The organism is Marinifilum flexuosum, from assembly GCF_003610555.1.
Classification (GTDB): Bacteria; Bacteroidota; Bacteroidia; order Bacteroidales; family Marinifilaceae; genus Marinifilum; species Marinifilum flexuosum.
On sequence record NZ_RAPQ01000011.1, the window covers coordinates 163,581 to 183,660 of the forward strand.

Below are 20,080 nucleotides of genomic sequence, written 5' to 3' on the forward strand. Positions count from 1 at the left end.
GGTATTCTGTAATGGAATGCCCCTTTTCTTTTGTAAATTGGCGCCTTCAAAACGTAAAAGGAGATGATAGAAGTAGTAATCATAGAGGATGAACAGTTGGCAGCACGTGAGTTGGAGAAGATGCTTCTTAACCTGCGTCCGGATCAAATTCAAATTACAGCACATTTAGAGAATGTTAAGGATGCTGTGAAGTACCTTTCTTCACATAAGCCTGATTTGATTTTTATGGACATTCATCTGGGCGATGGCAATAGTTTTGGCATTTTCGATAAAATAAGTGTTGATAGTCCCTTGATTTTTACTACTGCTTACGATCAGTATGCCATACAGGCCTTTAAGCAAAACAGTGTGGATTACTTGCTAAAGCCGATTGATCCGGATGATCTGGAAATGGCATTGCAAAAATTCGAAAAGACTTATCAAAACAAGGAAAGTATAGATTTGTCTTCTCTGCAACAGTCTTTAAACCATTTGGTGGCTGGAAATGCATACCAGGAGCGCTTCATGGTAAGTCTGGGCGATCGCTTGTGTTCTCTTGAGGTGGATAAAATTGCTTATTTTATGGCCGATGGAAAATCGCTTTACCTTTTTGGTTTAGATGGACACCGTTATTTGTGTGATGGGACTTTAAGCTCTTTGGAGAGTAAATTAGATCCCAAAAGATTCTTTCGCATCAACCGAAAGTTTATGGTGAGTTATGCCTCGATTATTGATATGCATTACTATTCGAAAACACGAATCAAACTAAATCTGAAGCCCGATCAGGCTGAATGCATTGATGCCATTGTGAGTCAGGACCGATGCAACGACTTTAAGAGGTGGTTGAACGACTGATGTGTTCAGCGGTGAGTTTGTTCTACAAGGCAGAAGAGAAATTTGTAATCACTTGAGTTCGATTAAAAAATCATTAAAATCCCCTGGGATTCTTTCTTTGTAAAATCAAAGCTTGAATAGATCTAACTTCTTGTAACAATATTCTTAATCGAACTCACTTGCTTATATTTTTAGTGGTTTAGATGACCCATTTACTCATCATCATCATCACCTCGCATCAAATCAATCATATTAGAAAGAGCTTTCATCGATTTTAAAACAGATTCTTCAGTTTGTTGATGATACTCTTCGTTTGCAATATTTCTTAACTCCTCTAACTTTTCTGAATCAATCTTTCTTTTTTTGTGATTGCTTCTTTTTAGCTTCGTGATTCTTTTTACTTTCTTTTCCTTCTTGTTTTCTTCTTTCTTCTTGTTTTCTTCTTTCTCCTTATTTTGAGCTTTCTCTAATTTTCGTTTAGCGGCCAATTTATCATTCATCCTTTTAAATCGGGCTTCTTCTTGCTTTGCTTCCATCTTCTTTTGCAATTCAATCATTTTAAGCTGATTGTAGTCGGAAACACACTTGCTTGCAAATTCTTCAGGAGATAGACCTAGTTCAATATTAGCCTTTATCTGTTCATAATATCTAAAAATAACCTTAGCATTTCTATCCATTTATATCTGTTTATATGATTATTTAACATTAATAAAAAGCTCAGTAGAAGCATGAGCATTGTAAAATTAAAAAAAATGACGACATATTGTATATGATATAAAATTAATTCATCGGAAGATTGCATGGAATATATTTCTCCTCGGTATTTTTATGAGCACTACAAAATGCCAGACATATCATATGAGCAGATTTTTATTGGTTTCGTTGATCGTTAATGGATTTATCTGAGCTTAACAAAAAAATATAAACAGATGAAATGAACATGCAAGTTTAAATTAAAAAGTTGCACACAGGTGATGATTAAAATTTTCATGAGAGTTCCATATGGCAACTTTAGACAAATTATAATCATATGAAAGATATCATTGAGTTTCGAATATCTACACATTTTGGAAGACAACTATTCACTGATAAACAATTATATTTGCAGCCTTAATTAGGAATAGAGATGATAGATACACTAGAACAAGGATTTTTTGGAATTGGAATACAGAATGGAAAAACACCCGAGAATTTAGGGGTGTTGTGGCGATCGGCACAGAACATGGGAGCCAGCTTTATTTTTACCGTTGGCAAACGCTATGCAAAACAAGCCTGCGATACGCACAAGGCCACAGGAGCCATGCCGTATTTTCATTACGACAATTTCGATGATTTTTATGCCCACCTGCCAAAGGGAGCGGTTCTGGTAGGAGTGGAGCTGGACGATAAAGCCGTAAACCTGGAAGAGTTTAAGCATCCACGCCGTTGTGTATACCTTTTGGGCGCCGAAGACAATGGCTTAACCAAAACTGCCATCGAAAAATCGCATCACCTGGTGAAATTCGATACTCGCCTAAGTGTAAATGTTTCGGTTGCCGGTAGCATCATCATGTACGACAGAAACCTGAAAGCCAAGTTTGGACAGACCATGTATTAGATTGGTGGGGATTGACATGCTAAGCATCTCCAATGAATATGATGATACTTAGCATGGTCACAATTATCACTTAACAATTACAATCGGGAAATCTTGTCCATATACATATGTGGTTGGATATTGAGCTTCTCCCTTGTATTTTTCTGATAGTTCTGGAACTTTATCATTTAAGAATCTACTCAATTCTTTTACTGTAATCTTATTGTCTTTTGATCCACCATCAGCGTGGCCTTTTAAGCCTTGCAATATGGCATAGGTGAAAATACCGTGGCCCAATGAGGCAAACTCACTTGCAAACTGTTCCGACTTACTGGCAGTAATCCAATACGTTCCTGTACTCCTGGCCAATTGAGCAATGGCTTTTTCTTTTGCAGCACCTCTCGATGCCAAAAGCTCGGTCATACCGCCACTCTGACAAGCATCAATGATAAACAATTGTTTTTGTGCTTTCAATTTTGTGGAGAAAGTTTTCAATTCATTGGCAGAAATGCCTTTTGATTGAAGCATTGATAAGTTTCCATACATTTGAGTAACATCATAGGGTACCATGTAGAACTGCGATTTACTTTCTTCGCTCATTACACCATGCCCTGCATAGTAGAATATGAATACATCTTCCTGATGAGCAGTATTTTTTAATCTTTCAAATTCTTGTACAATTCTTGTTCGGGTTGCCTCTTCATTTTTGATATAAGTAATGCTAATATTTTCATATACATCATTACAACCATTTTTTACTTCGTTAAGAAAGCTTGATGCATCCGCTTCGGCATAGTTGAGTTGATAGCGTGGGTTTTTATATTCGTTAATACCGATGGCCAATAAGTGTAAGTTGGTTTTTTGAATGCTTCCTTCATGGAAAACAGTAATCTCTTGTGGAATACTTTCCGTTCTTTGCTTGTTAAAAGCAGTCGCACGAATTCGGTTTACTCCATGTACTAAGGCAATATCAAAGGTCTTTGTTACTGACTGTTCATTTGTATCTGCTAATTTAGAATCAAGTTGAGAAGTCTCTATTAATTTGTCATTTAAATACAATTGAACATTATCAACACCACCTCCTTGATCCGTAATTTTCACTGATACCTGAATCTTTTTGCTATTGCTTTCAAGAGCATTTTCCGGGCTTAGGATTTCCACAAGAGGAGGAAGCTTTATATTGGCCAATAAATCATTACCAAAATTGATATTCTCACCCCCAAGAACTCGTGCCCCAAGATTTGGAGTGTAGTACTTTTCGTAGAATTGACTCAAAGGGTAAAACTTGGCTTCTTTATCAGGAGCTTGGTTGATGTGCCATCCGGCAAGAGATTCAGCTCCAGGACTACAATCAAATAGACCTGACGGTGTGTACATTATCCATTCTTGTGATTTGGGATGGACTAAGAGACTTAGTAAGAGTTCTCCATTTTGCATTTTGTACCAGTTTATGAGGCCATTTTCTTGTGTGGAAGCAATAACTTTATCATTTTGACTAATGTTAACAGACCATGCTGCACCTTGTGTAGGCGCTTCCCAAAGTTGATTTCCTAAAATATCTGTGCAGTAAATATACCAACTAGCTCCCAAAACGATTTTATCGCCTCTATTGGAAATGTCCGTTGAACGACACCTTTCATATTCTTTGAGCAGTTGAGTTAACTTGCCATTTATTTTAGGTTGATAAGAATCTTGCCATTCAGTAACTAAAGTGCCGGATTGTTTGTCAGTATAGAGGTTTAAATCAGAGTGATTTTCATCAGTTGTAAGTTTTCTGTTCCTAACTGAAAAACAAATAACATTTCCACCTCTCGGCTTGAAGGAAATTTCATCTCCTGTATTATTTATTTTAAAATATTTGTACTGGGAATTTGCAAAATCATTCAATTCACCTGCTTTGTAGTAGTTTATATTCCCAAAGGCATCCAGCTTGCCAAGATCAGGTTGATAACCACCGTATAATAATGCTTGATCATAGCCTGACCCTAAGCATTTCATATCCATAATTGAATTGTTACAGACAGGATAATCTGTATAACAGCCTTCACCTGCATTGGTCCATAGACGGATTATATGATTCCACTTTCCATCTATATATTTGGAATATCTACCTCCACCATATAAATAATTTCCATCGGCAGAAAAACAAACAGAATAGCCAAACCCTCCATTCTTATTCATTTCGCCTAATTTTGGACTGTAGAGTAATTTTAAGTCTGATGCAGAAAAAACTTCAAGTTTGGGAGAATCTGTATATCCTACAGCTATTTTTTTGTCGTTAGGCGAAAAGCAGATGGAAGAAGGACGTTTGCCTGCACCCATACATTCTTTAATCAAGGTAAAATTCTTATCGTAAAGGCGAATTTTACCATCTAAACATACACTGGCAAATTTTCCGGAAGGAGAGAAGGCAACATTATAGGAACGTGATTTGTATCCGTCTAGGAATTTATGCTTGACAAATTTTGATTTCACTTTGGAGTATTCAAACCTGTAGATTACGATACCTCCACTGCCAAGAGTAGCAGCAAAATATCTGTTCCCAGGTGAGAACTCGATATCAAAAATTACGTCTTCATGTTCTGGTAAACGCTGCAAAAGTTTTCCGTTTGCTCGATTGAAAATGTAAATGTTTTTATGTGCATTCTTTTTTCCTGTATATCCGCCAACTACTACAATTTGCCCATTGGGACTTATTGCTCCCGCATAAAGTTTGCCATCGAAACCATGACCTATAGGAGGACGAAAAGTTCGAATCAGTTCTCCACTTTTGGCATCCCACAATTTGGCTGTTTTATCACCAGAAACCGTGAAAAGGAATTTACCATTTGCATCGGTACTGATCCTATTTATTTTTGCTGTGTGCATTTCCGTGTTCAATCGTAAAATGGGAGCAGTACTTTGTGCAAACAGATTAAAATTAAGCAAGAAAAGGCAAATGCTTAAACAAATCCAAAATAGCTTTATTGTCTTCATAAGTTTATTGGGTAAAGGAATGCTGATTCCAAATGCATGAAAATATTCGTTATTATTTAATGATTACAAGAGGGAAGTCCTGACCATATCCATAACTGTTTGGATATTGGGATTCTCCTTTGTATTTTTTCGACAGCTCAGGAACTTTATCATTTAGAAAACCATCCAATTCTTGCACGGTGATCTTCCTGTCCTTTGAGCCACTATCGGCCTGACCTTTTAAGCCTTGTAATATGGCATATGTGAATATACCATGACCCAATGTTGAAACTTCTGTAGCGAATTGTTCCGAATTACTTGCGGCCAGCCAATAGGTTCCCGTACTACGTGCTAATTGAGCAATGGCCTTTTCTTCGGCTGCACCACGAGAGGCTAACAGTTCTGTCATACCACCACTTTGGCAAGCATCAATCACAAACATTTGCTTTTGGGCCCTTAGCTTGGTTGCAAAAGTTTGCAATTCGTTGGCCGAAACAGCTTTTGATTGAAGCAATTCATTGTTTCCGTAAATTTGTGTAAGGTCATAGGGTACAATGTAGAACTGCGATTGCTTTTCTTCGCTCATTACACCGTGTCCTGCATAGTAGAAAACAAAAACATCTTCTGGTTTGGCTGTTTGCTTTAGTTTTTCAAACTCTTGTAAAATCCTGGTACGAGTAACCTCCTCATTTTTCAGGTAAGTAATATTTACATTCTCGAATACATCACCCGATCCTTTTTTGATCTCGTTGAGAAAACCACTGGCATCAGCTTCGGCATAGTTAAGTTTGTAGCGTGGATTTTTATACTGGTTGACCCCAATTGCCAATAGGTGCAAATCGGATTTGTATGAACTTCCTTCGTAGAACACAGTAATCTCGTGAGGAATACTCTCTGTTCTTTGTTCGTTAAAGGCAGTAGCGCGAATCTTGTTTTTTCCATTTACCAGGGAAATATGAAAAGTCTTGGTTTTTGATTCTCCATTTTTCTTGATGGTTTTAAAACCACGTTGGGAGGTTTCTACCAATTTATCATTTAGGTACAATTGAATGTTATCAATTCCACCTCCCTGGTCGGTAACTTTTATCGTTACTTCAACTTCTTTCTTGGAGCTGATTTCATTATCTCGAGGAGTCAAAATTTCAACCAGAGGTGGAAGTTTTAAATCTGCCAGAACATTCTCAAATTGTATGTCTTCACCTCCAAGAATACGTGCTCCAAGATTTGGGGTATAGTATTTTTCGTAGAACTGACTCAAAGGATAAAATTTAGCTTCTTGATCGGCTCCTTGATTGATGTGCCATCCTGCAAGGGATTCTGCCCCGGGACTACAATCAAAAAGTCCGGAAGGAGTAAATAGAATCCATTTTTGAGTTTTGGGATCCACGTATAGTGTGAGCAAAAGCTCTCCATCTGCCATGCTATACCAAGTAATAATTCCACCATCTTGTGTAGTAGCAACTACCTTGTTGTTTCCACTGATATTTACTGCATATGCACTTTTTAGTTGTGCCGGAGTTTCCCAGATTTTATGCCCAAGCTTATCGGTGCAGTAAATTTGTGTATTCCCACCGAATACAATCTTTTCACCTCCGTCTGCAATATCGGTTGAAATGCTTGTATCATGTTCTCCAAGAAAACTAGTAGTCTTACCATTAATTTTAGGATGTTTGGTATTGTCCCAATCTGTAATAAATATGCCAGATTCGTTATCCGAATAGGATTTATAATCCGATAAATATTCAAATTCTCCTAGTCTTCGGTTTTTAAGGGAAAATGAAGTGGGGGATCCATTTGCTGGTGTAAAGGCAATTTCATCTCCAGTATCATTGATCATGAGATGATCGTAATCAGAATTTATAAAATCATAAAAATTACCTGATTTGGAATACTTTATATCACCTGACAAACTCATTTTGCTTATATAAGGTTGGGCGAATATACCTCCAAAGAGAATGGATTGTGTTGGATCTTTCCTTGCAATTCTGATTTCCATTACCGAATTGTCAAGAGATACCGGATAATCCGTATAGCTGCCTTGTCCGGCATTGTCCCATCTTCGAATTACATTCCATGAATCTCCATTTGTTTGTTTGGGATAAATGCCACCAACATATAAATACTTACCGTCTGTAGAGAAACAAACAGCATAGCTTACGCCTTCATTCAGATCAATTTCATTTAAACTTGGACGATATAGTAAATTTAGGTTTGCTGCAGAAAAGACATCTAACTTTGGGGTATCCATGTATCCTATAGCTATTTTTTGTTCGTCTGGTGAAAAGCATATTGTGTAAGGCAGATTACCTGTTCCTGTGGTTTCATTGATTAAGTTAAAGTACTTGTCGTAAATACGAATCTTTCCATCGTCACATATACTTGCAAGTTTACCGTGAGAGGAAAAGGCTACATTGTTTATTAATTCAGGACCATAGCCACTCAAACTCTTTAGTTTGCTCCATTTAATTTTTCCATCAATGATGGAAGATTTGAAGATTTCCACACTTTTTTCCATTAGTGCAGCTGCCATAAACTTACCATCGGGAGAAAATTCAATATCCGTAACTACAGTGTTAAGGCCAGATAGAGATTGAATTAATTTGCCTGTTGATCGATTGAATATATAAATTGAAGTTGACTGATTCCAGCTTAAGCCCGTAAAACCTCCAACAGCTACAATTTCTCCATCGGGACTAATTGCACCAGCCCAGAGTGAACCTTCGAAACCCGAGCCGATGGGAGGACGGAAGGTGCGAATTAAATTCCCTGTATTTGCATCCCACAGTTTGGCAGTTTTATCACAGGCCACGGTAAGAATGTATTTCCCTTGAGCATCGGTACTCATTTTTATGCGAGCTATCTTTGTCAAGTGCATTTCAGGATTCAATCGCAGTTTAGGTACAGTACTTTGGGCTGCCACATTAAAATCAGCCAATAAGAGTTGCGCAATTAAGAATATCCAGAACAATGTTTTTATTTTCATGGTCTATTGTGAAAAAGAGAGGTTTTAAATCCAGAAAATGGTTTAGCGATATGTTGTCATGTTCAATCGAACTTCGGCTTTTTTATCCGCGCTGCTAACTTTTTTAAAGCCTCGGGTATTGGCCATTATGGCATTTGTACTTTCTGTAATAAATTGGTATCCGTATTGAACTTGGGTTTGCAATGACTTGAATGCTTTGGTCTGCGCAGACAACTGCAATGTTTCATAGCCAAAAGGTTCTGCACATTCAAATTCATCAGGAATTTCAACCACCTTGTTGATTTTGCTTTGATCAATGTAATAGTTGTCCAAAAGCAATACTTTCGAGCCATCAGCCAGGTAGTAAATCACTCGCAAATAGGAGGGCGTATTAACTCTTACAAAAAGCTTCAATCTTTCTCCTTCCTGGAACAATAGGTTCTCATCACCTTTATTGGTCCAAAGCTCAAGAATCATGTCACCGCTGAGCATTTCATCTTTTCGGAAGTGCTGCATTCGGGTGTAGGCATCGCTAAAGTTTTCGGCTTTGTAACTAATCTGTTTATCGATTAGATATTGCTTGTTCATGATATTTTCATCAGCACAGATTAGTTTGCCATTCACATCACTTACAGCTAGGGATACCCTAATGTTTTCGCTCTCTTCCCAATAAGTTCCTTTAAGTAGAAGGGTGTTGTGATCAGGGTTTTCTAGAATGCTAATCCCTTTATTGCTTAATTCCTGTTGCAATACTTGAGAAAATCGTTTGGCGAATGGACTGGTAAACTTTGTGTCGGCATAAGTTGGATAGCTTATTTTTAGTTGTGCATGATTGGGAATTCCCTTTATAATCTTCTCGGATAGTAGAGCGGCCAAATCGTTTATGGAACGCTTTTCTCCTGTTTCAATTTTTATCAATAATTGATTCAATCTTTGATTCAATTGAATCAACTTCTCGGTATGTGATGTTGTACTGGAACCTGTATTGCTTGCATAAAGTAATGCTTGAACAGAATTGCACTTGTTGGCTTGAAGTAAAGCATTTGAGTGTTCAATTTTAGCCTGTTTTGTATTTGATGCCTGGAAAAATGATTCTGCTTTCTGAATCAAATTATCAAGTCTTGTAACTTCTGATTGTAATTTCTGTTGATAGTATTTGTTTAATGCTTGCTTTTCAAGATAGGCCAGCACATATACCTTTTTCTCTTTTTTATCGATATGTGTAAGATATTGTAGTCCTACCAGGTCAACATTGGAGTAGGTTGCAATTGAATTTTTAAAATAGGATGAAACCTCATTGTTTTTCTGTTGCGACAAATTTGTTGTTAAAGATTCTACTCGAATCTGAACATTTTCACTCAGGTTGGATGCAGCTTTCTCTTTCTGCTTTTCCAGAAAATTGTGTGGATTTTCCTTTTTGGGATAACTGTTTTCTGCATATCCTGTGTAATACTGTGCATTGGAATACTTTAGTTGACGGGAACTGTAATTGATCCAATCAGGAGTTTGTGCAAAAACAATAAAAGCACTGCAGTTAAGCAGTAGCAAAGCCATAATTTTTTTCAGATGGATATGTATGTTGGAACGCATCAGTTTGAGATTTTTTTGATTCATAGTCTTGTAAATTTAAGCGCTGCTGAATGCTGTTGTTTAGGTTTCTTCACTACCTATTTGTATGAATTTTTAGCATCATTTACATGCCTTAGGTATGAATCATAAATTTACTGATTTATGAAGTGCTTAAACTGCTGGTTTTTAAATTTAGAGTACGTTTAAATTGAAGGGTTTGGATAGCTGAGATGCACTTTAGAATAGTCGTAATGCTCGCTTTGATAAATAAGTGAAAAGAGAGCTTTGTTTGCATCTGGAGAGAGAGTTTGATTGGATAGTCAAATTCGGAATTTTTTGAACTGAACTTGCTTGCATTTAATCCAATTTAGCATCGTTTAAGTTGACCACAGAGCACACAGTGTTTCACAGAGAAATAAATATACTTATTCCTTGTAAACTCATTATTTTCAGATTTAATAATACCTTACCGCTTTTCATTAAGTATACTGCCCCATATGAATCATCCCTCTGTGTTCCTCTGTGATCTCAGTGGTTGAGTATAGTTATAGTACCTGGTGATTGAGATCATCTTTGCCAGTTTCAAAATGTAGGATTGAATTCGTGTGGTGTTGGTTTATATGTCTAACAGCTTAGGGATGCTGGAAGTGTGTTTATACATCTTCAAAATTTCGAGAAAGATTATTCATCAATATCATCATCATAGTCCTCATCGCTATCATCATCACCACCTCGCATTAAATCAAGCATTCTCGATGCCATTTTTAAAGAGTTTATAGCCCCTTCAACAGTATTTTTATCGAATTCTTTCGTTGATAATCTTCCCAAGTCCTTTACCTCATCTGTTACATGCATTTTGGAGCTTAATGAATTTATGTTTAGCTTGGCAATTTTATTAGCTCTCCTTTGTTCGGGATTGATATTTGCGTTTTTAGAATCTATCTCTGAGGTATTTGTTATGGGCTTTACCATTTTTTTAGTATAAAGGATGGTTCTGGCGAGATCTTTTTCTCGCTCTTGTATATTGGTCTTAGCTTGTTCCTTCTGTTTTTTTATGATTTTGTTCTTCTTCTTTTTTTCTCTCTCTTCTCTTTTCCTTTTTATTTCGTTGTCTTGAATCAAAACATAGTCGGACACACACTTGTTCGCAAAATCAGCAGGAGAAAGCCCCAATTCAATATTCGCTTTTATTTGTTCATAATACTTTTCTATGACCTTAGTATTTTTGTTCATTATGTGATTAGTTTTTGTATTAAATGTAATCAAGTGTATCATTTCCAATTGGAAGCATATAAAGTTAAAAAACTTATGCTATAATAGCATAATAATAGTTTAAATTTACATCACAACTTCCCCCTCCGAAAATCCAGCGGCCTCACCCCAAATTGCTTTTTAAAGGCCGTAGAAAAGTGCGAAGCATTATCATATCCACATTCCAGCCCGACTTCGGCGATGTTTAGATCTGATTTTAGCAAAAGATGGCAGGCTCGTTTCATTTTACGTTCCAAAAGATGAACATGAATGGTGTTTCCAAAAATCTTCTTGAAACCCATTTTTAGCTTTTTGGTATTGAGACCAACTTCCCGTGACAACTGTTCGATGGTATAGGCTTGATTTAAATCTTTGGTAAGCAGAAATTCCGCTTCTCGAATTTTATCCCGATCGCATGCTTTCAAATTCAATGCAGCGAAATTTTCGCAAGTAAAGGATTGAATCTGTAAGGATAGCAATTCCAATATTTTTGCTTCCAGGTATAAATCATCTGGCTGTGGCTTGGCAAACTCACCGTCAATTTGTTGGATGATGAATTGAATTTCACTTGTGTTGATCAGGTTGTCAGGCTTTAGGGTAGAGTACTTGCCATTTTGGTAATTGGAATACAAAGCTTTCAGTTTTTCGGGGTAGCGACTGAATAGATGTTCAAGATACTCCCTTTCAAAAATACAGGAACGATAAGAGTAAAAGGTGTGGGCCTTGAACAGTAGGGAAGGGCGATCTTCATTCGGAACCACAATAATGTTGTTTTGGCCTGTATTGAAGGAATATTTTCTTTGATGAATGATGTAATCCAGTTGCCCTTGTATCATAAAACCAATGCTAAATATGGGTTCATGATCTGGATTAAGATACCTAAGATTATAAGGCACAAGAAACTCCACAAAGTTTAAGCTGATGCCCGGCAAACACTTTCGTTCCAATCGAAAGTGATTCTCATTCCTATCCTGATACTTGTAAGGGAGATTCAAATCTTTGTAGAAGTCCTTCAATAAAAAAAGATATTCTTCCTTGCTCATAGACTTTTCTGTTGACATCTCCCTATTAAAATGGCTCATGGTACCGATTGTTGAATTTTTAGTCCCTATTGTTAAAGTATCGATTGCTATTCTTACTTAACTTCATACAACTTATTTTATTGCGTAGGGGCAATAAAAACATCACACAATTAATCAGATACGGCATTGAAGTGCTAATTCTGGTATTTTTTAACTAACTAAAATAATTTGCTCATGGAAGTAAAAGAAAAGAACAGTGTAATGCTTGAATTACACGATTTGTCGATCACAGAGAAGAAAGATGATCGATTTGCAAGAGTAGTTACCAGTCTATCGTTTAACGAAGATGATTTGGTGGACATTGCCGTATCGAGAAGAACCGATTTTAGTGAAAATACTTTGCGCGCAGCAATCGATATTTTAAAGAATATCGCCATTGAGGAAATCTGCAATGGAGCTTCAGTTCAATTCGGACTAGGCTATTTTCATTTGAATGTAAATGGTGTATTTGTTGGCGATAATGCCAAGTGGGATAGTGAAAAACATGCTCTTTCGGTACATGTTACACCTACTGCCGAATTGCGAAAAGCAGTGAAAAAATGCACGGTAAATGTTCGCGGAATGGCTGCTTCGCCAATGGCAATTAACTCTGTAATCGATGTTGCTTCGGGAACAACCAACCAAAAGCTTACCCCTGGTGCTCCGGTTAATGTTGAAGGAACACGCATTAAGGTTGAAGGAGACAAAGAGGGAATAGGTATCAAGTTAATCAAGGAGGATACCAAAGATGAAACTTTAATTCCTGCAACACATATCTCTACCAATTCACCTTCAAAACTCAGTTTTGTTGTACCAGCCGATTTGGCTGCTGGGGATTATCGTTTGGTAGTTGTTACGCAGCATAGCTCTTCTAAAGTATTCTTGAAAGAACCAAGAACATTTGTTTTCGACTATCTACTTGAAGTGGATGCATAATTTGTCTACATGCTTTCACTGTTGAGGTCTTTCCTTTTTTGGAGAGGCCTCTTTTTTTATAATCGACTGTCGGGTATTATAATACCCCAGTGTGCGGTATTAGGCTAATCCGGTCTGCGGTATAGTAATACCCGAGCGTGAGGTATTAGGCTAATAGACTGTCGATTCTTTGGGGAGTATTTTTGTGACATGCTAAGCATCTCAAAGATGCTTAGCATATTTCTCGCTGAACGTATTTATGCTGATTGTTGGTGAATACCACACGAAGGGATTCGTGCGGTAGCGAAGGGTGCTGTAATTGTGCGCTTAGGTAACGGTACGCTGTACCTTTTTTTGTTCGTTGTCAAACTTTCTATAAATATTCGGGTGCTCTGCACCATAATTAACCTTTAAGGCTTATGGAAAAAAGCAGCAGAGCTGCGTAAGCTTTATAGATCCATTCGCAATATTTTTACATAGGTGCAGCGCACCGAAACCATTGGGGTTGGTGGTGCTTTTTTTGCTGAAAGGTTTTGTGATGATTGTTGATGAATACCACACGAAAGGATTCGTGCGGTAGCGAGGGGTTTCGTGCTGTGCATGTGTGCAAATGTATCGGTACGCTGTACCTACTTTGTATTGCATTGTCAAACTGTCTATAAATATTAAGGTGCTCTGCACCATAATTAACCCTAAAGGCTTAAGGAAAAAAGCAGCAGAGCTGCGTAAGCTTTATAGATCCATTCGTAATATGTTTACATAGGTGCAGCGCACCGAAACCATTGGGGTTGTTGGTGCTTTTTCTGCTGAAAGGTTTTGTGATGATTGTTGATGAATACCACACGAAGGGATTCGTGCGGTAGCGAAGGGTGCTGTAATTGTGCGCTTAGGTATCGGTACGCTGTACCTTCTTTGTATTGCATTGTCAAACTATCTATAAATATTCGGGTGCTCTGCACCATAATTAACCCTTAAGACTTAATGAATAAAGCAGCAGAGCTGCGTAAGCTTTATAGAACCATTCGCAATATTTTCAAATAGGTGCAGCGCACCGAAACCATTGGAGTTGTTGGTGCTTTATTGAAGAAACTGATGTTTAGTATGCGAAAGAATTAATTTCATCGAACTTCGTTTCGTGCTGTGCATGTGTGCAAATGTATCGGTACGCTGTACCTTTTTGTGTTTCATTGTCTAAGTATCTATAAATATTTGGGTGCTCTGCACCTAATTAAGGATTAATTCATGAAAAGCTAGAAGTAGCAGAGCTGCGTAAGCTTTATAGATCCATTCGCAATATATTTGCATAGGTGCAGCGCACCCAAATCATTGGTATTGTTGGTGCTTTATTGAAGAAACTGTTGCTTAGTATGCGAAAGAATTAATTTCATCCAACTTCGTTTCGTGCTGTAATTGTGTGCTTAGGTATCGGTACGCTGTACCTACTTTGTATTGCATTGTCAAACTGTCTATAAATATTCGGGTGCTCTGCACCATAATTAACCCTAAAGGCTTAAGGAAAAGAAGCAGCAGAGCTACGTAAGCTTTATAGATCCATTCGCAAGTTTTACATAGGTGCAGCGCACCGAAACCATTGGGGTTGTTGGTGCTTTTTCTGCTGAAAGGTTTTGTGATGATTGTTGATGAATATCACACGAAGGGATTCGTGCGGTAGCGAGGGGATTCTTTGGGGAGTAGTTTTTATAGCACAGTTCTTAATAAAGTATTTCTAGGGTTCTCATAATTATTGCCGTAATTTTTTTGTTTAATCATTATTGTTTATAAATTCACACTTGCTAAAAATGTCTGAACCATGATTTTAAAGGATTGTGGGATGGCTTGATTTTGTTAGAATCATGAAATCAAGTTAATCAAAACAAATCATGGTTCAAGACAAAATAAGAAGCATAAGAAATACTTATAGTTCACGATAAGTTATGAAACACGAAGAACTAACATACAAAATCATTGGTTGTGCCATGGAGGTACACAAACATCTTGGGAATGGATTTCAGGAGCTTGTATATCAGCGAGCATTGTCCATCGAAATGAAAATGCAGGGAATTAACTTTTCTCGTGAACATGAAATGAAACTGGAATATAAAGGTCACAATATAGGCACTCGGAGAGTAGACTTTTTTGTAGAAGAAAAAATAATGGTTGAAATAAAGGCATTGGTCAATTTAGAGGATGTTCATTTGGCACAGGCAATGAACTATGTAGAGGCATATGGTTTAGAGATTGGTTTGCTAATTAATTTTGGATCGAAAAGTTTACAGCATAAACGAGTACACAATAACAAGTCTTGAAACATGATTTTAAAAGGCTCCATAGAAGTATGTTCTGTATTGCTGTAGTCATTAGTTCTTGTTAGGAAATTTAGTATCATTAGTAAATTGAATATTACACATGAAATACCTTCCAATTCTACTCATCCTTCTTTTGTTTGGATGCCAGCCAAACTCCAATATTCAAAAGCAGATTGAACTACAAGAAAGCTTTATTGATAACAAGTACCATTTGCTGTTATCTGATTTTCATTTGAAGTATATGGTAAATCCTGTAAAATATATGGGATTGTATGATTATGTGGAGGGCCTAAAAGAGCGCTTTGATGCACTTGAAGCAGAACTGTTGCTTACCGATGGTCATGGTGATAAAAGCAAGGAAATTGTATTCAATTATTACAAGATGGTTGAACCTGGACTGAATCATGGATACCTAGAGGATGAGTTTAAAAAATGCAAATCTTGCATTAATGATATTCTATTGGGTAAGTCACTTACTAGGCAGGAAAGAAAAATGACAGTTCTTTTCTTGAAAACATTCCACACTACTCTTATTGAAAATGTAATTGCAGAAGAGACTTGGGGAGATTTTAAGTTTAATCTTATTCGTCCTATAATAGTTTCTGATAGAAATAAACTTAAACTGGGTGAAACATATGAAGCCAGAGTCTTTTTAACGGCAGTAGATACCACTCGACATCCGATTTATAAAATAGAGAATGCTTTGGTTGAATATGGTCTAGAAGGAGAAGGGATTGTTCGATTCAAAACCAATAAAAGAGGAGTTCAGAAGTGGGGTGGTACTGTAATTTGGCAAAAAGAGGATGGGGTTGAATTAGAGCTGGATATTGAACAAACTTATATCGTGGAATAAGATTATAAAAGTTACCATTTCTCAAAAATATTTAAAAAGAAACTACTTATGCAAACCCCAATCACCCCATTCGAATCCATCGGCTTGTGTTTTAGCGGTGGAGGATATCGCGCCACTTTTTTTTCCTTGGGCGTTGTGTCCTACCTAAACAAAATTAGTTACCAAGGCGAGTCCTTATTGAGCCATGTAGAGGCCGTAAGTTCGGTTAGTGGAGGTTCTTTGCTGGCAGTGGCCTATGCAAAGGCTGTTCAGGAAGAGAATTTCGACTTCCATACTTTCTACAAATCTTTTTATCAGAGTTTTGTGCCTGATAAGGATAGGCTGGTAGAGCATGCAGTGGCCAAGCTGGAATCCGCCGAAGTTTGGGCGAAACATCCGTACAAGAAGCCTTCGCTCATCAATGCCTTTGCTTTGACCTATGCCGATATGCCCATTTTCAAGGGAGAGTTTGGCATGTTTAAAAAGAGTACATCCCCAAGTCTGAAACATGTTTGTTTCAACGCCACCGAGTTTTCGTATGGCAAAGCTTTCCGTTTTCAGAACGTGGGCGTGTTTGGAAATGGCAATTTGCGCTGTGCCGAAATGAACCAGGTAAGTGCCAAGGTACAATTGGCGGATATTGTGGCTTCATCCTCTTGTTTTCCTATTGGTTTCGAGCCCTTGGTTTTCCCCGACGATTATATCCGCGATCAAAAAGACCCACACTACAAGGCTTTAAAGCGTCTGCCTGACTTCTGTCATGGTGTTGGTGTGATGGATGGAGGAATTGTTGACAACCAGGGCATTGGGAGTATGGTGAACATCAGCAATTCCAAGCAACGCCAAAAGCCACTGGATTTGATCATAGTAAACGATGTGGGTAGTAGCGATATGCAGCCCTGGCAAGCCGAAAGCACCAAGGATACCACTAAAATGTCGATCAAAGAGAAAGCCAAGAGCCTTTTAAAGTATGTTCGTGTTCACTGGTTGTATTGGTCTGTGTTGTTGGCAGGTATTCTCATCATGCTTATCAATTCTTTGGAGCTGATTAAGGGGAGAGAGTGGGCATCCTTATACGTTGTAGGAGGTGTATTTACGGGAGTTGGTTTAAGTTTTACTTTAATAGGAGCCATAGCGGGGCATGTAAAGAATGATATCGTACGCAAGCTCAAAGCGGTATTCAGAAAGAATGTACCGGAGTCGCTTCTGGATGAAGTGAAATCTTTCCAGCGTTTGGATATTGACCTGGTAAAGCGAATGATGATAGAACGTGCCACATCGGGCGCCAAAATGATTAATAACGTTTTTCTGAAACAGATCAGGTACCTGAATTATGAGCTGCTGTACTCTTCAGATGCTCTGAAAAACCGAAGAATTAGCTCGGTAATTGGTGAATTGAATGGGGAAAAGAAAAATAATGAAGAAATTTCTACTCCTAAAAAACAATTGAAAACCGTTGCTATGATTGCTTCGGAAGCCCCAACAACACTATGGTGGAGCGAGGAAGATATCAAGCTGGATAGAATGAATTCCTTGATTGCCTGTGGCCAGTTTACTACCTGTTACAACTTGATGAAATACATTTTAGAGCTGAAAAAGAGTGGGATAGAAGGTGAAGGCCTGGATGAGATGTACAAGGCCCTTAAAAAGGATTGGACGGCTTTTAATAAGGATCCAATGTTTATGGTGGATACCACTGAGTAGAATTGATTCGTATTTGTGCGTTCAAATGCATCCATAGTTTGGGTCAATTTTTACAAACTAGCCCCAATAAAAATTTTTATTGTACTTAAGAAATGCTTATATTGTTGAGCAATTGGAAAAATTTAAATCAACAAAGTCCAATAGAATCAAATAAACTGGGGAATTTATAATTATCTTCCCACTTTAATAAAGAAAAATTATATGAACAAGCAAGAATTGGTTTCAGCAATTGCTGAAAAGGCAGAATTGTCAAAAGCGGATAGCGAAAAAGCATTAAACGCAATGATGGATTCAATTAAAGAATCTTTAGTGAAAGGTGAAAGTACTCAATTGATCGGATTCGGTACATTCTCAATCTCTGAAAGAGCTGCTAGAACAGGTAGAAACCCTCAAACTGGAAAAGAAATTCAGATTGCTGCTAAGAAAGTAATCAAGTTCAAGGCTGGTAAAGCTATGGACGAAGCGGTAAACTAGTATTAATTTACTGGAATCGGAACAGCTGCCCATTGGGTGGCTGTTTTTTTGTGGCCTATTGTGAGGGTAGGATTGATCCTGTATCAAAAGTTGAAATTTCTTTTACTCCTCAAGCCGGAAGGCTCTTACTTTCTCCATTGATGAGAAAGTAAGCAAACAATCTAGGGCGAGTAAGCTCAAACTACTGATACTTGAAAACTTTAAGTGCGACGGGGTGATTTTCGAACAAGTTCTCAACTTCCCCGTCTTTCTATAAGTTTTCTGTGCATAAGCAGCTTGACATTCCAATGCCCATCCGGCAAGATGTAGATTTGTTGTTTATGGTTATATCGTAGGTTAATAATATTTTCCTGTCTCTAAGTTGCGTTTCATTTCTGAATGTTCTTTTACAATGCCGTGCATGGCAATAAAAATTCCTTTGTCCATTAGGTTGGCAGTGGCGATTGCGCATCCCAGGTTAATGGGAGCTTCCGAATTGGAAAACCTTTCAGGTCGCATTGCCCCGGTTATTACCACCAGCTTATCGCCGACCTTTTTGCTAAGATAATCTGCGGTTTCACCCATGGTGTCGGTGCCATGGGTTACAATGAATTTGTCACCTTCGTGATGGTTTATCAAATCAGCCAGGTTCTGTCGGTCCTCTTCTGTAATTTCAAGACTGTCTTTTTGACAAGATGTAAGCACTTCGAATTCAAAGGAAGGATCGAGTTTTTCCAAAATACGCTTGGTAGCCGGTTCTCCAAATTCAAATGCCCAACCTTTTGTTGTGTGGGGGTAATCCTTATCAATGGTTCCTCCGGTTTGTACAAATACTAATTTCATGTATTCACATTTGGTTTTAAGAATTTACTACAATGATAAGATTCTTATGAATCGATACCAATTTTCATGTCCTGAATTGGCTCTGTGGTGATTTGATATTCGATTAACTCTTTGTCGCTCATCCAATAGATATCATTAGCAGCTGCAGATTCGATGGTATAGTAATAGAATTTCTCAGCTTCTGCTTTGCTCCAACCCACAGCCATGTAATAATCAATATACGGTTGGTGATATTCGTGTCCTTTTGGGAAATCGGTGGCAACTTTACCTTCACCAGCCCAGGAGTGCACACCTACTTTGGCTCCTTTTTTAATAATGCGCTTCTTTCCTGACAGGAAAAAGTCAGTTCCTCCTGATGCAATCATACTTTTGGATTCCAATACAAACACCAGGTGTTTTTTCGATATCCATTTCGCTACTTCCAGATTGGCTTCATCATCTACTGATCCCGGAACTTCCAACATTACCAAAGTATCGATATTCTGATGTTCGGTAAATATTGTTTTAAACTGCTCTGGGGTTTTGGCATTAATTAAACCATCCATGTATAAGGTTTTGCCTTTTACTTTAAGCTCGGTTTGTTCGGTTAGGTTACTAACAATAGCAAATGTAAGATCCTGTAAAAATGGAATTTGCGTAAAAGAAAGGCCTAGTGCAGCCACAACGATTAATGCGATAAATACTTTCTTCATATAAATATGCTTTAATGTTGGTGCATAAAAAATTCCGTACACCAACTAATTATAATTAGTTAAGGTATACGGAATTCTCCCGTAAGATCTGAACTTATTTCCCCAATGTCTTCCTTACGCTGGAAAATAAGCTTGTAGCCATGTGCTA

At 37.7% G+C, this 20,080-nt stretch carries 15 protein-coding genes; 7 read left to right on the forward strand and 8 right to left on the reverse strand.

Annotated features, from left to right (window positions below; genetic code table 11):
- Window positions 1-63 precede the first annotated feature (63 nt).
- On the forward strand, window positions 64-834 hold the full coding sequence (locus tag BXY64_RS16860; protein ID WP_211334530.1) for a LytR/AlgR family response regulator transcription factor: 771 nt from the start codon (window positions 64-66) through the stop codon (window positions 832-834).
- Window positions 835-1,025: 191 nt separating this feature from the next.
- Here the strand turns inward: BXY64_RS16860 and BXY64_RS16865 are convergent, their stop codons facing one another.
- Window positions 1,026-1,490 (reverse strand): hypothetical protein, encoded by a 465-nt coding sequence (locus BXY64_RS16865; protein WP_120241160.1) that lies wholly within the window; start codon window positions 1,488-1,490, stop codon window positions 1,026-1,028.
- A 449-nt stretch (window positions 1,491-1,939) separates the two neighbouring features.
- On the opposite strand from BXY64_RS16865, the gene BXY64_RS16870 reads away from it, so the two are divergent.
- Window positions 1,940-2,410, forward strand: coding sequence for an RNA methyltransferase (locus BXY64_RS16870; protein WP_110359693.1), 471 nt, complete (start codon window positions 1,940-1,942; stop codon window positions 2,408-2,410).
- 66 nt (window positions 2,411-2,476) lie between these two features.
- On the opposite strand, the gene BXY64_RS16875 is transcribed toward BXY64_RS16870, so the two are convergent.
- From BXY64_RS16875 to BXY64_RS16900, 5 genes are all read right to left on the reverse strand, one after another.
- Window positions 2,477-5,365 carry a caspase family protein gene (locus tag BXY64_RS16875; RefSeq protein WP_120241161.1) on the reverse strand — a complete coding sequence of 963 codons (2,889 nt, stop codon included), beginning with the start codon at window positions 5,363-5,365 and terminating at the stop codon, window positions 2,477-2,479.
- A 52-nt stretch (window positions 5,366-5,417) separates the two neighbouring features.
- Entirely contained in the window at window positions 5,418-8,327 is a 2,910-nt protein-coding gene (locus BXY64_RS16880; protein WP_120241162.1) for a caspase family protein, read from the reverse strand.
- Between the two features lie 42 nt (window positions 8,328-8,369).
- Entirely contained in the window at window positions 8,370-9,920 is a 1,551-nt protein-coding gene (locus tag BXY64_RS16885) for a DUF4384 domain-containing protein (protein WP_120241163.1), read from the reverse strand.
- 636 nt (window positions 9,921-10,556) lie between these two features.
- Complete coding sequence (locus BXY64_RS21240; protein ID WP_147376023.1) at window positions 10,557-11,108, reverse strand: hypothetical protein; 552 nt, start codon at window positions 11,106-11,108, stop codon at window positions 10,557-10,559.
- A 110-nt stretch (window positions 11,109-11,218) separates the two neighbouring features.
- Window positions 11,219-12,208 carry a helix-turn-helix domain-containing protein gene (locus BXY64_RS16900; RefSeq protein ID WP_120241166.1) on the reverse strand — a complete coding sequence of 330 codons (990 nt, stop codon included), beginning with the start codon at window positions 12,206-12,208 and terminating at the stop codon, window positions 11,219-11,221.
- Between the two features lie 174 nt (window positions 12,209-12,382).
- Between BXY64_RS16900 and BXY64_RS16905 the strand changes: the two genes are divergently transcribed.
- The 5 genes from BXY64_RS16905 (at window position 12,383) to BXY64_RS16925 (ending at window position 18,418) form a co-directional block, all read left to right on the forward strand.
- Window positions 12,383-13,123, forward strand: a complete 741-nt coding sequence (locus tag BXY64_RS16905; protein ID WP_120241167.1) for an HU family DNA-binding protein — start codon at window positions 12,383-12,385, stop codon at window positions 13,121-13,123.
- A gap of 1,913 nt (window positions 13,124-15,036) precedes the next feature.
- Window positions 15,037-15,408 (forward strand): GxxExxY protein, encoded by a 372-nt coding sequence (locus BXY64_RS16910; RefSeq protein ID WP_120241168.1) that lies wholly within the window; start codon window positions 15,037-15,039, stop codon window positions 15,406-15,408.
- A 100-nt stretch (window positions 15,409-15,508) separates the two neighbouring features.
- A complete protein-coding gene (locus tag BXY64_RS16915) occupies window positions 15,509-16,261 on the forward strand; it encodes a hypothetical protein (RefSeq protein ID WP_120241169.1) in 753 nt (250 codons plus the stop codon).
- A 48-nt stretch (window positions 16,262-16,309) separates the two neighbouring features.
- Window positions 16,310-17,944 carry a patatin-like phospholipase family protein gene (locus BXY64_RS16920; RefSeq protein WP_120241170.1) on the forward strand — a complete coding sequence of 545 codons (1,635 nt, stop codon included), beginning with the start codon at window positions 16,310-16,312 and terminating at the stop codon, window positions 17,942-17,944.
- 162 nt (window positions 17,945-18,106) lie between these two features.
- The gene (locus tag BXY64_RS16925) at window positions 18,107-18,418 is read left to right on the forward strand and encodes an HU family DNA-binding protein (protein WP_262706525.1); all 312 of its coding nucleotides are present in this window, start codon (window positions 18,107-18,109) and stop codon (window positions 18,416-18,418) included.
- Window positions 18,419-18,754: 336 nt separating this feature from the next.
- On the opposite strand, the gene BXY64_RS16930 is transcribed toward BXY64_RS16925, so the two are convergent.
- A complete protein-coding gene (locus BXY64_RS16930) occupies window positions 18,755-19,240 on the reverse strand; it encodes an asparaginase domain-containing protein (RefSeq protein ID WP_120241171.1) in 486 nt (161 codons plus the stop codon).
- 44 nt (window positions 19,241-19,284) lie between these two features.
- Complete coding sequence (locus BXY64_RS16935; protein WP_120241172.1) at window positions 19,285-19,932, reverse strand: alpha/beta hydrolase; 648 nt, start codon at window positions 19,930-19,932, stop codon at window positions 19,285-19,287.
- Between the last annotated feature and the right edge of the window lie 148 nt (window positions 19,933-20,080).